This window comes from Rhizobium sp. PvP014, assembly GCF_017876855.1.
Taxonomy (GTDB): domain Bacteria; phylum Pseudomonadota; class Alphaproteobacteria; order Rhizobiales; family Rhizobiaceae; genus Neorhizobium; species Neorhizobium soli.
On sequence record NZ_JAGIOT010000001.1, the window covers coordinates 100538 to 117440 of the forward strand.

Annotated in this window: 9 protein-coding genes; 1 reads left to right on the forward strand and 8 read right to left on the reverse strand. The window is 60.9% G+C overall.

All coding sequences use genetic code 11. From position 1 onward, the window contains the following. Positions 1-2: 2 nt before the first annotated feature. Positions 3-3659: a trifunctional transcriptional regulator/proline dehydrogenase/L-glutamate gamma-semialdehyde dehydrogenase gene (gene putA / locus J3A65_RS00480; RefSeq protein ID WP_209899851.1), complete on the reverse strand. Its 3657-nt coding sequence runs from the start codon at positions 3657-3659 to the stop codon at positions 3-5. Between the two features lie 200 nt (positions 3660-3859). Here putA and J3A65_RS00485 point away from each other — a divergent pair, with 200 nt between their 5' ends. Beyond that, the gene (locus J3A65_RS00485) at positions 3860-4327 is read left to right on the forward strand and encodes an Lrp/AsnC ligand binding domain-containing protein (RefSeq protein ID WP_062458856.1); all 468 of its coding nucleotides are present in this window, start codon (positions 3860-3862) and stop codon (positions 4325-4327) included. Positions 4328-4342: 15 nt separating this feature from the next. Here J3A65_RS00485 and J3A65_RS00490 read toward each other — a convergent pair whose 3' ends face one another. The 7 genes from J3A65_RS00490 to J3A65_RS00520 are packed head-to-tail and all read right to left on the reverse strand — an operon-like array spanning position 4343 to position 16741. Further along, the gene (locus tag J3A65_RS00490; protein WP_209898392.1) at positions 4343-7216 is read right to left on the reverse strand and encodes a hypothetical protein; all 2874 of its coding nucleotides are present in this window, start codon (positions 7214-7216) and stop codon (positions 4343-4345) included. Then, positions 7216-9048: a GMC oxidoreductase gene (locus J3A65_RS00495; RefSeq protein WP_092664265.1), complete on the reverse strand. Its 1833-nt coding sequence runs from the start codon at positions 9046-9048 to the stop codon at positions 7216-7218. Before J3A65_RS00495 ends, J3A65_RS00490 begins: the two co-directional genes overlap by 1 nt. A 1-nt stretch (position 9049) precedes the next feature. Next, a complete protein-coding gene (locus tag J3A65_RS00500) occupies positions 9050-11857 on the reverse strand; it encodes a c-type cytochrome (RefSeq protein ID WP_209898397.1) in 2808 nt (935 codons plus the stop codon). 18 nt (positions 11858-11875) lie between these two features. Beyond that, complete coding sequence (locus J3A65_RS00505) at positions 11876-13357, reverse strand: cytochrome c (RefSeq protein ID WP_209898400.1); 1482 nt, start codon at positions 13355-13357, stop codon at positions 11876-11878. Continuing rightward, on the reverse strand, positions 13354-13785 hold the full coding sequence (locus J3A65_RS00510) for a hypothetical protein (protein ID WP_174197484.1): 432 nt from the start codon (positions 13783-13785) through the stop codon (positions 13354-13356). The genes J3A65_RS00505 and J3A65_RS00510 overlap by 4 nt, the downstream gene beginning before the upstream one ends. Beyond that, a complete protein-coding gene (locus tag J3A65_RS00515) occupies positions 13782-15305 on the reverse strand; it encodes a cytochrome c (protein WP_209898403.1) in 1524 nt (507 codons plus the stop codon). The genes J3A65_RS00510 and J3A65_RS00515 overlap by 4 nt, the downstream gene beginning before the upstream one ends. Continuing rightward, a complete protein-coding gene (locus tag J3A65_RS00520; protein ID WP_245341360.1) occupies positions 15302-16741 on the reverse strand; it encodes an NADH:flavin oxidoreductase in 1440 nt (479 codons plus the stop codon). Before J3A65_RS00520 ends, J3A65_RS00515 begins: the two co-directional genes overlap by 4 nt. Between the last annotated feature and the right edge of the window lie 162 nt (positions 16742-16903).

The window sequence follows — 16903 nt, forward strand, 5'->3', positions numbered from 1 at the left end:
CCTCACCCTATCGCCATCAGGCTCGCATTGCCGCCAGCGGCCGCCGTATTCACGGAGACCGACACTTCTTCAAGCAGCCAGTTCAGGCAATAGGGATCATCCATGCCGGCGACGTCAGCTGAGGAAGCCGCCTGCGTCAGCACCAGCGGGCCGGGAAGGCTGGCAATACGGCGCGAGACGGAGATCAGGCTATTGCCGTCGCCTTCCACCAACGCACCGGCATAGGGTCCATGGTTTGCCCAATCGGAAGACCAGATGATTCGGGCAGCGATTTCGGCCGATAGATCGGAGAACTTGCCCTCCAGCCCGGAGTCCGTGTCGATGGTGACGCTGTTGCCTGTTGCGAGCGCGGCACCCAGCTGGGAAACGAGACCCGCCTCTGTCTGCGGCACGAGCAGGATGCGCCCGCGCGGATGCAGACTATAGGTGTTGCGCTCACCGACGGGCCCCGGAAGTTCCTGCGACATGCCGAGAGCGGATTCGCCACCCAGTTCGCGGATCGCTTCGGCGTCCTCGGTTTTGCCCTTGGCGCGCAGCCATTCGGCCAGCAACGAGATCGCCGGATCGACATGAACCGAACTGTGGCGCGGCGGCACCGGCGGTTGCTGCAGCAGGCGACCGAGATAGAGCGGACCGCCGGCCTTGGGCCCCGTGCCCGAGAGGCCGCGCCCGCCAAACGGCTGCACGCCGACGACAGCGCCGATGACGTTGCGGTTGACGTAGATATTGCCGGCCCGGACACGGCTCGTCACATGCGCAATCGTTTCGTCGAGACGCGTGTGGAGGCCGAATGTGAGACCGTAGCCGGTGGCGTTGATATCGTCGATCAGCCTGTCGAGATCCTCACGACGATAGCGGATGACGTGAAGGACAGGTCCGAACACTTCCCTCTCGAGGTCCGAGAGGTTGTTCAGTTCGATGATCGTCGGCGCGACGAAGGTTCCGGCAGCCGTTGCAGCGGGGATGGCGACCTGCTCAATGCGCCGGCCCTTGGCGCGTATCGCATCGATGTGGCCGTCGATAACACCCTTCGCTTCGGCTGTGATGACCGGCCCGATATCGATCTTCAGCTGGTCGGTGCGCCCGACCGTGAGTTCGGCAAGGGCGCCGCGCAGCATGGTCAGCACGCGGTCCGCTATGTCTTCCTGCAGGCACAGGACACGGAGGGCCGAGCAACGCTGACCGGCGCTGTCGAAGGCGGACGCGATAACGTCGCCGACCACCTGTTCAGCCAGCGCCGAGGAATCGACGATCATCGCGTTCTGGCCACCCGTTTCGGCAATCAGCGGGATCGGCTTTCCGGCGTTCGACAGCCGGCCGGCAAGCTCGGCCTGGATCAGGCGAGCGACGTCTGTTGAACCGGTAAACATCACGCCCTGGGTTTCGGGGGCAGCCACCAGCGCTGCGCCGATCTTTCCATCACCCGGCAAAAGCTGAAGCGCGCCGCGTGGTACGCCGGCCTGATAGAGAAGTTTCACGCCTGCCGCTGCGATCAACGGCGTTTCCTCAGCGGGCTTTGCCAGCACGCTGTTGCCGGCGACGAGAGCGGCCGCGATCTGACCGGTGAAGATTGCCAGCGGGAAGTTCCACGGGCTGATGCAGACTACCGGCCCGAGCGCCTTATGCCCCGGCCCCAGCGTGCGCTTGGCCTGTTCCGCATAATAGCGCAGAAAATCGATCGCCTCGCGCACTTCGGCAATCGCGTTCGGCAGGGATTTTCCGGCCTCGCGCATGATCAGGCCGAGAAGGGACGGCATGCTTTCCTGCATGGCATCGGCAGCCCTTTCGAGGCAGGCAGCCCGTTCCTGCGGCGCAACGGACTGCCACTCGGCAAAAGCCTCCTCTGCGAGAGCCGCTGCCTTTTGCGCATCCTCCACGCCTGCTTCGGTGACTGAGCCGACCACATCCTGATGGTCAGCCGGATTGAGCACCGGCCTCGTTTCTCCTGATGAAGTTCCATCAGCAAGCTCCGGTGCCGCCGTGAAGGGAGCCCGGGCGCCGTCCTGGAAAACTGCCGCAAGCGAGGCGAGCGTCGTTTCGTTGGAGAGATCGAACCCTAGGGAGTTCTGACGGTCCTTGCCGAACAGGTCGGCAGGCAGAGCGATCTGATCGTGTTTTCCGCCGGGAACGGACATGCCGCGAACGACGGCGGCCGGATCGGCAATCAGCTCGTCGACGGACACCTGGTCATCGCCGATCCGGTTCACGAAGGATGAATTGGCGCCGTTTTCCAGGAGACGGCGGACGAGATAGGCGAGAAGCGTTTCGTGGGTTCCAACAGGCGCATAGATGCGGGCGGGCCGGTTCAGCTTTGCCTGACCGACGACCTCTTCGTAAAGCGGCTCGCCCATGCCGTGCAGGCACTGGAACTCGTAATCGCCAACCTTGAAATCAGGTCCGGCCAGTTGATAGATCGTGGCGAGAGTCTGGGCATTGTGCGAGGCAAATTGCGGAAAGACGGCATCGCGGGCGCCAAGCAGTTTCCGGGCGCAGGCGATGTAGGAGACATCCGTGTGCACCTTGCGGGTAAAGACCGGGAAGTCTTCGAGGCCTTCGATCTGCGCCTTCTTGATTTCCGCATCCCAATAGGCGCCCTTGACCAGACGCAGCATGATGCGGCGGTTGGAACGGCGTGCGAGGTCGATGATGAAATCGAGCACGAACGGGCATCGCTTGCCATAGGCCTGCACAACGAAGCCGATGCCGTCCCAGCCAGAAAGAGCAGGGTCGAAGCAGAGGTCCTCCAGAAGATCGAGCGACAATTCGAGGCGATCGGCCTCCTCCGCATCGATGTTCAGACCAATATTGTAGGACTTGGCGATGGCGGCCAGCGCTTTGACGCGCGGCAGAAGTTCTTCCATGACGCGGCCGGCCTGGGCGCGGGTATAGCGCGGATGAAGTGCCGAGAGCTTGATGGAAATGCCAGGGCCGTTGTAGATCCCGCGTCCGGCAGAGGCCTTTCCGATCGCATGGATCGCCTTCTCGTAATCCTTGTAATAGCGCTCCGCGTCTTCTCCTGTCGTCGCTGCCTCGCCAAGCATGTCGTAGGAATAGCGAAAGCCCTTCTGCTCCATGGTCCGCGAGCGGCGCAGCGCTTCCTCGATCGTCTCACCGGTGACGAACTGCTCGCCCATCATCCGCATCGCCATATCGACGCCGCGGCGGATGACCGGTTCGCCACAGCGGGCGATCAGGCGCGTCAGTGCCGCCGAAAGGCTGCGGTCGCTGACGGTCGACGTCAGCTTGCCGGTCACGACAAGGCCCCAGGTTGCAGCGTTGACGAAGAGCGAACGGCCCTCGCCCACATGCGACTTCCAGTTTCCGCCGGAAATCTTGTCGCGGATCAGCGCATCGCGCGTCGCCATATCCGGAATGCGCAGCAGCGCCTCAGCCAGGCACATCAGGGCGATGCCTTCCTGGCTGGAAAGCGAGTATTCCTGCACAAGCGCTTCGACGCCCGACCCCTTGGCCTTGCGGCGCAGCGCGACAATCAGATCGCGCGCTGTCGAGCGGACTTTGTCTGCGAGGTCGGCGGGCAGTGTTGCCTGCTCGAGAAGCGGCAGCACACTGTCGATTTCAGGTCTGCGATAGGCGGCTGTGATGGCCTTGCGCAAATCCGACTGCGGCCGGATCGGCGGGGCGAAATCTTCAAAGGGCATGGTCTCCAAAGAGCCAGGCGAGAATGTGTTGTGTTCCATCGCAGATGCCATTGTTCCGCCTCCCGAATATCAAGCCAATCTAGCGGACCAGCAACGATCCCGCGATGCGAGAAAAATAATCGAAACTGCTCTATATAGCTTCTCTGAAAATGCGTAGAATTTGGAGAATTTCACCACGTTTCGGGAGGACGACAGAGAAAATGGAGAGGAAGAGCGATACACCTGGGGATATCGACCACTTTGACCGGAAGATCATGGATGTCCTGGTCGGCGATGGCCGCGTCTCGGTGACGGATCTTGCCGACAAAGTCGGCCTTTCCAAGACTCCGGTGAATGCGCGCCTGAAGCGGCTGATGCAGGACGGCTTCATTCTCGGCTTCCGCGCCGTCCTCAACCCGAAGAAACTTGGCCTCGACCACGTCGCTTTCGCAGAGGTGAAACTGTCCGATACGCGCGAAACGGCACTCAACGCGTTCAACGCGGCGGTGTGGCGAATTCCTGAAGTCGAGGAGTGCCACATGATCGCTGGGCGCTTTGATTATCTCCTGAAGATCCGCACACCCAACATCCGCCGCTATCGCGAAGTGCTGGGCGAGAAAATCTCCAGTCTGCCATTTGTGGCAAGCACCTCAACCTCGGTTGCCATGGAGGCGGTGAAGGAACGATAGGTCCAAGACCACTGGTCAGAGTTGCGGCGGCAGCTTTCCGTTCAACATGTCGAGCAGCCTGACCCAATTCGCACGATGCCGGTTACCGGGACCATCCTGCGCCCAACCCAAGACCCTCTTGACGCCCCCGTTGTCCTGATAGCTGAAGGCCCGGCTGCTGTGCAGAGATAGCACGAGTTTTTCGACGTCCTCGGCATGGAGCGTAACCTGTTCGCCCGAATGGTTGGGATCGCGAAACGTCATCGAGCCCGGCAGCAACCAGTGCGTTCCGATGCCTCCATTGCTCGAAAAAACGGGCGGTATCACGATGTCATGAAAGTAGATCTTGCTGCAGTGGGTCGTTTCGTAGAGCGTTTTGAGGTCGGCGCGCAGTTCCGCTTCCATGCCGAGCCCGAGCTGTCCACCCGCTCCAAGGACAGAGTCGAAACCGAAACTTTCGCGATAGGGCCCCGCGAGAGCGGAAACATCCGCGACGATGACGTGGAGCGGGGCGAACTTTGGCGAACTGCCGCACCCGCAAGATTTGGGTTCTCGTCTCGCCGCATCGCGCAAGGCACGATACATGGTCACGGTACCGCGATTCTCGACCGTCCCGCCGTCCGTCACCCAATAACGTTTGGCAGTGCCGCTGCTCGGCATGATATCCACGGCGGCATCCGGAAACACAGGGGGGAAATTGGCGCTCAATGCTGCGGCCCGTGACACGGAGACGTCAGGTTCGTCGATGGTGACGATTTCCATCCCGGGCGACGTGTTTGCCTGCATCGTCTGTGTCGATCCGATGTTGGTCAGCACAAGCCGCCCGCCCGCGCCCGCGCCATCCAGCAACCCCTGGCACCGGCTGGCCTGTTCCGGCAGCGAATACCCGTCGCCTCGGCGGCACGGATTTCCAGGATCGGGATAGGATCCGACGATCGACGAATTCAGCATCAATCCAAACGAGACGTCGCCCATCTTTCCCGCCCCCATTCGGCAGGCGAAGGATTCCGCCAGGATATGGCCGAGTTTGGAGCGGGCTGGTGCAAGGCCGCTCACAGAACCATCCGGCACCGCCGGCTCGCCGCATGTAAAACGTCTCCAGTGAAAGCGACCGAATGTGATCCGCAGGTCGCTGGCGCGATTGATGACATCTTCAATATAAGGATGCGCCATTTCCCGCGAATAGCGCTCCCAAGCCATGAAGCCGACGCCACCGCGGGAGCGCAGTTCCGCCTCGTGCAAGCCAAAATACGCAAGCGCAGCGCTCCCGCCGGAAACGCCGCTCGCCATCACCACGTCGCAGACATGTCCCGCCTCCGCCAAGCCCCTCAGCAACGAGGCGGTATAGATTGCAGCGCGTGTACCACCTCCGGAAGCCGCGATGGCGATGCGAGGCATGCCCGCTTTCAGAGGTGAGCAGTCGCCATTTTCATAATCCTGGTTCTTCATGAACGCGAGAGCATCGCGACCGCCCCCACCCTCGGCATGGACTGTGAGCTCCGGCGGTTGCACCGCGTAATAGAACGTCAGGACAATCGGCCCGACAATCAGGCCAAAGGCCAACGTTCCGACGATGACCGGATAGATCACCGCCGCCCGCTCGAAATTGCGCAGGCTCGCCAGCAGATCGTCTGCCTTTATTATGTCGCGGGAGCGAAGCTCGATCTGGCGCCGGAACTGACCGATCAGCTCCGCGGGCGTCATGAACTGGAGCGCCGTGCCGCCGCCGGCATACCCGTCTTCGTAGTGACCCCGCAGCTTCAAGCGGCCGGCGCCATGCAGGCTGATCGTGCGACCTTCGCTTTCGACGCGGCTGAGTGTCGGATCACCGTGGTAGGGATAGGCGACCGATATGGCGGTGCGCCAGTCGGGCTTGAGTGTGAGCATGCGCATGAGCCTGCGGGCAACGAACTGGTCGGTCCAAAATCCGTAATACCAGGCGCACGCATAAGAAAGCAGGATGTAAAGCATCAGGACCGGGTTGCCATAACCCGTGCTGCCGCCATTGAAGAGGTACGTGATGAAATGTATTTCCGCGAGCCGTGCCCCGGCGACGGCAATGACGAGAATGGAAATCACGCGCTGCGGACCGATGAAAAACATCCGGCCCAGCGTCTTCAGGATTTCCATCAGCCGCTCGAAGAGAATGCCGAGGAAAAGCAAGATCCACATGATCCCGCCGACGAAAAGGAAAGTCAGGGCAAGAAGATGGTCGGGGACGAACAGGGTCAGCAGCGACCCGGGCAGAAGGAGTTCTACCGGATAACGAACCGGAGCGATTGCCAAGGCGGAAAAGAAGGCAGCTTTCGCCCCGCCCCCCACGAAACTGTAGCGATCCTTCGGAAGAAACAGCTCCACCTCTGGCAGGGCATCGGCCAATCCTCCATCGGCTGTCGACCTGAATAGCGCTGCGGCAAAACCGAATGCAGCAGCAAGCGCGACGGTTATCGCAAGAACGACGGCCACGCCCACGTGCAGTCGGGGTGCGGCGACCATCTCCCCGTAGACCTCGGGCAGAGAACTCCACAACAGCAATGCCAGCATCGCAACCAGACATGTCAGTTGCCCGGTCAGCAGATAGTTGTTGGCGACTTGGCGACGCTCGGCAAGAGCGTTGAGACCCAGAAAAAGCACAAGTCCGATCACCAGCAGAATGAGGTTCGGCCAATCGGTTTCCATGGTGGGGCCAAGTGCCAGCATGACGGTCAGAACCAGAAACAGCGCCGGCGCGTACCAGGGATAACGGTCCGGGGCGAGCAGTTTCCAGTAGGCGCGTCGCCTTGTCGGAAGCGGCCGGTTGGCCCACGCATCCAGACGTCGCCAGCCGCGAACGAAATCCGCAACCCTGTCGTTCAGCCAAGGATAGGCTTGCCGAACGAGAAACCGGCCGCGTGCTTGAACCTGCGTCATCACGCCATCTCCCCCTGTGGTGGCGAAAGCAAAACGTCGGCCGCCTTCTCGGCGATCATGTAGACCGCGCAGGCGAGGAAATAGCCGGGAATGCGGGGAAAGACCGACGCATCCACGATCCGCAACCCATCGACGCCGTGCACCTTGAACCGGCTGTCCGTCACGCCGCCGCTGTCACGCGGCCCGATGGCGCAGGTCCCGCAGGCGTGGTGACCCCATGCGTTTTCGGCCACGTAGTTGCGCAGTGCTTCGTCGCTGTCGCGCCAGCGGCCGGGCTCTTCCTCTTCGGCAACGAGGTCGTCCATCCCTTCGGCAACTTTGCGCACGAAACGGACGCCCTTTACCATCGCATCGAGATCGCGACGGTAATCACCGCTGCCTTCGGCAAACGAATGGAACTGGATGTCCGGGTCTGTCCGCCAGTCCGAAGATCGCAGCCTCACTGTACCGGCTCGGTTTTCCGTATAGGCCTTCAGCACGACCCAGCTCAGATAGTCTTTCTTTCTGATCCGCTGCGAATAGCCTTTGTAGTAGCCGCGGAAATCACCCAGCAGCGAAAAGCAGTGGAGATCAGGCTCGTTCAGGCTGTCGCGCGATTTGAGCGCCATGGAAAACAACAGGCCGTTGCTTGTGTAGTTGCCAAGACGAAAGCGCCGCCACTTGCGGTATTCCGCGTCACGGATCGAATAGGCTGCGTTTTTAAGCGTCGCCCAGGGCTTGTTCATGCGGCTGACGACGCCGATCTCATATCGGTCCTGCAGATTGCGGCCAACGCCCGGCAGATCTTCGACGACGGCGATCTCGTAACGAGCGAGATGAGCGGCATCGCCAATTCCCGACAGCATCAGGATCTTCGGCGATGCGAAAGCGCCGGCTGCGAGGATGACCTCTCGCCGCGCCTCAACGAAGAGTTCGTTGCCGTTCGCATCGATCGCGTGGACGCCCACGGCGCGCCTATCCTCAATCGCAATACGCGCCACCGCTGTTCTCAGCCGGATATCGAGCCTGTCGGGATACCTCGCCTTGACGTCGAGCAACCGTTCGCGCGGCCCATGCCGCACATGCCTGCGGGTGGAAAGGGGCGCGATGCGGATGCCGCTTGCGAAGGGGTTCCAGACCCGGTGCGCATTCGGATCGGTTTCCGCCGTCTCCCATTGCGTCCCGGAATGACCGAAGGCATCAGCTGCCGCGCGCACACAGCGCAGAAGCGAGCTCAACAGCAGGCGGTCGCGGATTGGTCTCAGCGGAAAAACCAGTTCCGTTTGCATCCAGCCCCACCAGCCGTGTCCGGTCGGATTGAGACCAGTGAGGAAGGAAAGCCAGCGCCAGAAAAAGATGCGGTAGCGGCAGCGTTCGATCCGTTCGAAATAGGTCTGCATATGCGCAGCCCGCCAGCTCTCGTCGCCTGTGAGGTCGCGGATATGGTTCCAGTCGCAGGCATTCGGTTTGACGATGATCATCGCATGATGGGCACTGCAGCCACCCAGCCCCTGTGCACGGGGATAGAGAATTCCGCCCTTTTCATCGCAGTACCGCCAGTCGCGTTTCTGCACGGCCGTATCCTCATAATGCCTGACATAGTAATCACGCGCCAAACCCTCGTGTTCGGACGCGAAAGCATGGAACGCCGGCACTTTATAAGCATCGGCCAGAGGCATATCGGGGTCGTCATCTGCAACCGCATCGCTGTAAGGCCGTTCGGCGAGCGGATCACCACCAGCTTCGATCACCAGAACGGTGCACCCCGCCTCCACAAGCCGCGCAGCCACGACCGCCCCACCCGCACCGGCGCCAATCACGATGTAGTCGTGGGTCGCTTCGCTCCCTGCCATGTCACAGCTGCTTCAGGAATGAAATCAATGCGTCCTTGTCCGCCTGCGACAGATCCGAGCCGAAGGCATGTCCCGCATTGACGACGTAATCGGGGCACTTGCTGAGGGTCACGAGCCGATCGATCAGGCCGGTCTCGCGCACGACCGTCTCGGAATGGCTCCGCACCGCCGGGTCGGCCAGTTCCTGCGCGGAGCATTGCCCGCCCAGCTCTGCGAAGGCCGAAACCAGGCCGGGACCATTGGTGATCAGCCGCTTGTAAACGGGCCAGGCGTCTTCGTCATGATCCGGCAAAAGCTTGGTATTGACCAGCGCATTGACCGGAAATCCCGACGGGAAGGGCCCGAGTGCAATCGATCCGTCATCCTTGAACGCCCAGGGCGCAATGCGGCTGAGCAAGCCGCTAAAGGGGCGGATCTGATCCGGCACGAAGCCTTTTGGGATGATCAGGCAGGAAGGGGCGCTGGTACGATAGATATAGCCTGGCACGGCCTCTTCGGTCGCTTTGTCCATCCGCCGCGTTTCCGGTGAAAGCATCTGCCGGATCGACGTGTCGAAGGCCGAAAGCCGGTTTTCGATACAGGGCATGTAGGGGTCTTTGGGATCCGCAGCAGGGCAGGCGCTGGGAGATCGTGGGTAGTTTCCGTTGCCGGAGTTTGCCTGCGTACCAGACGTCCCAACAGGCCCGCTTGCCGTATCCTTGCCATAACGCGGATAGGAATAGGGGATCTCGTGCCCGACGGAATTGTTGAGGAGATAGGGCGCCGTCGACCAGAGGCTGATCAGCGAAGGCGGTCGCAAATAGCCGCGTCCGTTACCAGGTGATTGCATCGGCGTTGCTGCACCCGAAACCGGATGGTGCACCGTCACTTCCTTCGGTGCAGGCAGGGTTTTGTACGTCGACGAGGTGAAGTTATCCCAGATATCGCCGGCCAGGCCATTGGTGGCGATGGCACTGCACGCATTGGTGCGCACCAGATCGATCGGCACCCTTCGTTCATTTGACAGATAGTTGTCGACGAGAAAGTCCGGTTTCTCGGCCTGCGCACGCATCAATTGTTTGAACTGCGCCGATTGTGCCCATGCCCAGTAGCGGTCCCAGCATTCACGGTACTGCGGCCCCGCGCCGCCGCCCTCGCAGATCCCCTCGCCAACGCCGAATTCGGCCGGAGCCTTGGGTTGTTTGCTCGAATGGCACGCCGCGCAGTTTTCAGCGAAGACATCACGACCACGGGCTACCTGCTGCTGATCCAGCGCGGCCAGCAGCTCCTTTCCGCCCGGCGCGTCCTTGAGGAGATCGGAGCGACCGGTGACGAGAAAAAAGATCGCCATGTCGGCCGTCATCGTCTCGGTCGCCTGCCAATAGACGGAGTTCTTTTGTGCATCCGGAACGCGGATTGGCGATATCTTCTGGCCACCCAGGAAGGGGCGGAAGTGCAGAAGCCACTCTTCGCTGAACAGCCCGATGTTCAAGTAAACACGGTTGAGCGCCCCAAGCGTGCCGACGGAGTCAGCCCCATCCTTCAGCACCCGCATCGAAGCAGACTTGCCATCCCGCTTGTTGAAGAAGGCATGCAGTGCCGCCGTCTGCGAGTAATCCTGAAACTGCTTGTTCGCCAGCTCGTCGCCGGTCAAATTTTCCCAGCCCGTACCGGATGCAATTCCAAGGCGCGCTACTGTCTCATAGACCGCATTCATCGTGCGAGGGTTGTTGATGTAATCGCTCGAAACGAGCGAGGTATCCAGCGAGCCCGGCGGATTGGTGTGGAACAGCTGGAAAAGGAAATTGCCTTCGTTGGAGGTCGGCTTATCGTCCTCGCCGCGCGGTTGCGTGTTCCAGAAGAAGATCCGGTCCACCCAGAAGTACTGCGCTCCCGGGTTCGAGGTGATCTGCGAAAACTGCGGCCTTTCCACATCCGCCGGCGGCGTGATCGGGTTCGGTCCGACATGGCAGAACGCGCAGGACATGCCGACGCGGTACGGACGCACCAGATCCTTGTCGTTGTAGTAGGAAGGGTCGTTATAGTAGCGGTCGGGGTCCCACTTTTTCGAGGCCTTCAAGTCGAAATCCGGGTTGGGAAACAGGCGCAGCCCCATGACGCCGGTCGGTTCCCCGTAATAGGAGCCGACCGGCAGGGTCACCTCCCGGGCTTCAAACTCAACCGGCTTACCCCGCGCACCCACTTCCACGCCTGGGTATCGCCTGTCCGCGTCCGGATTGCCGCCGAACGGATCGGGAGGCGTGTCAGTCCGGCGCTGGTCGAGCCACAATCCGAAGTGTTTCGGGTCCGGTCCCGTCGCCTCATCGAAGCCCGGCTCATTGACGAGCCCGAGATACCGAAAGCGATTGTCGCGGCCATAGGCCTGGCTCGGATGCGAGGAAACCGTCTTCAGAAGATCAAATGCTCCGATCGTGTTGCGCGCGGCAAAATCCCAGAAGCGATCATTGCCGCCGGTCCAGACAATCCAGGCATTCTGACCGCGGATTGCCGCCTGTCGGATCGCCTCGGGGTCAAGCCCCGTCGCGGCTGCAATCTGGCGGATTTCCTGCGGATACGCCCCTCCCTCAATCCCCTTGAGGAGACCCTTGTCCATCTCGGCGAAATAGGGCTCGGTTGCGGCTGGCAGACTGGAAACGTCGCGCCGCGCAAGCTTGGCCTCGTCCTCGACCTTGCCGAACTGATCGGATGGTGGCTGGATGAGTGACCAGACGACGAAGCCGGCCACGAACAAAAAGAGCACCACCAAAGCGGCAGCGGTCGTGACCAGCCAGAAGAGGAAACGCTTCGCTTTCTTGGTCCAACCGTGCATGCGTCCCCCTCCCCTTTTTCAAAGTGTCTTCAGATAGGCGAGCAAATTGTCCTTTTCGGCCTGCGGCAGGTCCGTGCCCCAGAGATGGCCGCCATTGCCGTTGCCCGGCAGGCTCGTGTCATAGAGAAACCCGCCCGTTTCCGGTCGCTCGGCGCTGACGAAACCCCCGTTCACCGTGTCGACGAGATCGGAGCCGCGATAAAACTGCTTCGGCCTCTGTTCCGGAGATTTGAGGAGATCGGCAAGCGTCGGAACGCTGCCATTGTGGAGATATGGCCCGCGCAACCACAGGCCCGCCATATCGACGGCCACGTAGCCTTCCGCCTTCTGGAAATGCGTGAACCCCCACCGGTAGCCAGTCTCGTAATCGGCATATCGGGACTTCGCCGCGGGGCTCCACATGTCGATGCGATGCCGATCCGTTCCGAGTTCGACAATCGGGATCGGAGATCGGTAGCGCGCACCGTTCGTGTCATGGCAAACGGCACACTGCGCCTGGTAGACCCCCTGCCCCGCATCGACGGCGGAGGCGTCAACCCGAAGGGGATCGTTCGTCTCACGACTACTCTTGAACGGCGAAGGCGGCGGCCGCTGCACCGAGGTGAAGGCGATCATCCGGTCGAGGTTTTCCTGGGTCCGCAGAAAGGTTTTGGAACTCATGCCATCGCCGATGGCGCCCGATACCGCGGTTTCGCGCACATCCGTTTGCAACCCGTCCCAATGAAGCGAGAAGTTGCGAATGTTCGTCGGGGCAAGCTCGCTCATGTTCCACAGCGGCATCATGTCGGAATTGCCGATCGTGCCGTCGTCCGGGAGCTCGAGGTTCTGGAATTTGACGGGGTTGAAAGGATCGATGCGGCCCGGGCCCCAGTCGGGTCGAGTGTCCTGCCAAGCGAACCGCCGCGCCTGATCCTGAAATGCCTTGCGCGTTGCCGGGATCAGAACGAAACGGTAGAGCAACCTCTCATAAAGCGGCATGTCGTAGATCGTGGTGATTTCCCGCATCACCCGGTCCGCGGTGAAGCGGGCATCGGCACCGACCTTGATCAGGAAGCGGATATAGGCCTGCGGATCAACGCGCGTTCCGGCACCGGCCGAGACCAGCACGCGAGGCTCATCGGGTTTCAGCCGGTAGCTGCCCTGATGGCAGAAGGCACAGTTGGGCGAGACGCGATCGATGACACCCAGTGTCGTCACCGAAAAGCCGATCGGCACCTTGTCTCCGGCACGCCAGTACATGCCGAAGGCACCGTAGCCATCCTTGCCGTTCGGCACATGCTCCGGAAAGATCTGCGGCAGCACGCGCCAGATCCAGTAGGGCAGGCCCTGAACCTCTTCATTGCCGATCGAGCCGTGATTGAAAAGCCGGGCGAGATCCTCCGTACGAGGGGCGGCAACCGGGCGGAAAAGAAGAAGATAAACGGAAAGCGCACCCGCCACGACGACGACCAGCAGCGCCAGAAGCCCTTTCCAGAACAGCCGGGTTTTGCGCGCGCTCATGGGCGGCCCCCGTCGGCGAGTTCCTGTTCAAGGCGGCTGATGTTGAGGAGGCAGATCAGCGTCGGGATCGCCACCGAACCATCGAGAAGGACACCGGTGATATAGCCGATCGGCTGGTCGAACACCGTCACGGCAAGCAGGAAGAACACGACGCCGGCTGTGCGCGATGGAAAGACCTGCAGCCAGGCAAATAGCCGGTAGCGGTCGATATCGATCGACGCGGGAATATAGAAGACGGAGAGAATACCTAGCAGGAGGCCCGCGAACTGCGCCCAGATCACCTGGTTGACGACGATGCCGAACAGGGAAAGCAGCCATTCCGGGCAGAAGATCAGCGGCAGCACGAAACACAGGTTCAGGATCACGCCGATCCATACGACGATGGCGTGACGGGCCTTCCAGGTGCTGAGCGAGCGGGTCCTGATCATAGCGTCTTCATGTATTCGACGAGGGCATCCTTATCGGCTCCGGAAAGCTCCGTGCCGTAAGCTTTGCCCTCGTGTCCGCGGTTGGAATTACCGGTTTTTGAGGTGTCATAGAGAAACAGCTGATCGCCCGGTGCCGCATCGTCGGATCGATATCCGACCCGTGCCAGGTCGAGCACCTCACTGCCGCGATACCACCGCGCCGGCCGCTGCGACGAGGGTTCGAGCAGATCGCGCAGCGTCGGTATTGACCCATTGTGCAGATAGGGTGAGCGGGCCCAGATCCCGTCAAGGGGATGGTTCGCATAGCCGTTGGTCTTGTGGAACCGCTTGAAACGCCACGGATAGCCCGCATAGAGCTGGTTCTGTGCGGCCGCAAAATCCGGTGTGTAGGAGGCCCAGCGGCCGCGATCCGTCCCGATATCGGCCAGCGCGACCGTCCGTCCGAGCCGCTTGAAATGATCGGTATTGTAGGAATAGGTTCCGCCTGTCTTCATGCCATGGCAACCGGCGCAGGTATCCGAGAACACCTCCCTGCCGCGCTCGGCAGCGTCGACATCTACCTTTGCCGGAAACTGTGGCGCGGGAAGATCCCACATCCATTGTTCGATGCGGCGGATCGACGATCGATCCACCGTTACCGGTGTCACACCTGCGCCGAGTGCTGCGCTCAGGTTGCGCTCGGCAACCGAATTGTTATTGCCGTCCCAGTGAAGGTTCATTCCCTCCCGCGGGCGTTGCTGCCAGATCGACGGATAATCGGAGCTTCCGTTCAGCGCTGCATCACTGATCGATGCAGCGTCCATCGGAAAGTTGAACTGCAGGCTTTTATAGGGGTTGAATGTATCCACCCGCCCGGGTCCCCATTTCTCCTGCCGCGCAACGAATGTCAGCCGTTTGCCGAGATCTGCGAATGCCGCCTGGAGGCGCGGAAAGATCACATAGCGATACACCACCTGCTCGAACGCATTGAGATGGCCGCCGACTTCTGGACTGTTGATCGCGGCGATCAGCCGGTCGGCGGTAAACCCGGGATCCGACCCGAGGTCGATGAAGAAGAGAATGAATTCCTGAAGCCGCAAATTGTTTGAAGGTGCACCGTAGACCAGATGCCGCTCCGTCTGGTTCGGAAGCGTGTAGGTTCCGACATGACAAACCGAGCAGTTCAGCCAGACGCGATCGACTCCGGACACGATGCGCCTGGAGACGCCGATCGGCAGGTCGTCGCCCGGCTTCTCGTAAAGCATGCCGAAATGACCCCATCCGGCCGGCCCAAGCTTGTCGGCATACATCACCGGCAGCGCCTTGAAGACCCAGTAGGGTGGCCCGGTCGATGCCTCGCTGCCAATCGAGCCGTAGAGGAAATGATCTTCCTGGTTTCGGAACGCGACGACATACTGGTTGACGAAAACGAGCCAGTAGACGATCGCTGCGAGCACAAGCACTGCGATCACCACGACGATTTTCCGCTTGCGCCCGAGGACGATCTCGACCGGGGTCAGCGGATCGTTGAGATCACTCATGGCTCCGCCTCCACCGCCTGAGGTGGTGTCGCCACAACGCTTCCCGGAAAGGCCGGCGGCGTAAACACCGACATCACCTCGTCGATCATGTTCTGATGCCGGGCCTCAAACGTTGACCCGGGATACCGTTTTACCTCGTAGCAGCCGAGAGGGTTCTCCAGATCATTGAGAAGACACTTGTTGCAATAGGTGCACTCGCGGCCTTTGTCCGGGCCATTCTGGGTCTTGAGGATCTTTGGCAAATCATTGTTGGCAATCAACGGTCTTGCCATGCTGACGGCATCGCAGGCGCCGCTGCGGATCGCCTCGCCGATCACATCGGCATGCTGAAAACCGCCCGTACAGAGAACCTTGACGCTGGGATCGATGCCCCGGACCGCTTCCGTGACAGCGCGGGCATAATCGAGGTTGATGCCTTCGATGACTTTCCCCCGCCGGAAACGCCACCAGGCCACAAATGCAGGTCCCAGGACCGGATTCGAAAAGATCGAATAGTTGAAACGCGCCCTTGTGCCTTGCGAAAGCATGCCGTCATACCAGCGTCGCAGGTCGTTCAGGGGCAGATCACCCGGCGGGTTGCGAGGGTGCGGAAAGGTCGACCCGCTGGAAATATGGAAGGCATCGACACCCTTGCCGCCATCCAGCAGGAGGGTACAGATCTTGACCGTCTCGTCGAGCGTATTGCCCTTCTTGATCCAGGGATAGAGCCAGTCGTTGTGATCGACCCCGTTGATCTTCATCTGCAGGTGAAAGTCCTGACCGACCTCGCGGCGAATGGCGCGAACGATCTCCAGCACGAACCGCGCCCGCCCCTCCCAGTCGCCGCCGTATTCGTCGGTGCGGTCATTGATGCCGCTGCTGAGAAACTGCGTGATGAGATAGCCGTTGGCGCCATGCAGCTCGACACCGTCGAGACCGGCCTCTTTGGCCCGGCGCGCGCCCTGGGCAAACTGCTCGACGACAGTGCGAATATCCTCCCTGCTCATCGCTTCGGCGAGCAGGCCGTGAAAGTAATCGCTTTTGTTCGTTGAGCTCAGTCCCCTTTTGTAGAGGTTTTCAGCACCGCCCATGTCCTGCTGGCGGCCCGAATGACTGAGCTGCATCAAGAACCGACAGTCGTGGGCGTGCACCCGGTCGCCGATCGCCCTCCAGAACGGGATCTTGTCATCATCATCGATCATCGCGTAGCGCACGAGGATTCTCCCACGCACGGAAACCGGCGTGAAGGACGAGATGATACAGCCGACCCCGCCGCGGGCGAATTTCTCCTCCCAATTCAGACGCGCAGAGCCGCCGTGACCGTTGTAATCGTCGAACTGCCCCGAGACATTCGATCGGAAAAGACGGTTTTTCACCGTCAAAGAGCGGAATTTCAGCTCCTGGAAGATCTGTCTGGAATTGTCTTCGTGAGTGTACTGCTGATCGTCATGCATCATCGTTCGCCCGCTGAGTTAAGAGGACGCCAAATTCAAAGGTCAGAATTTTTGGATGCTATGCGTAAAATGCTTGTGACTGATGATCACGTTATTGCAATTTTATCGAGCTTGCAACGGGAATATGCAACCTCGAAACCGGCACTAATTCGCGAAGGTGAACTG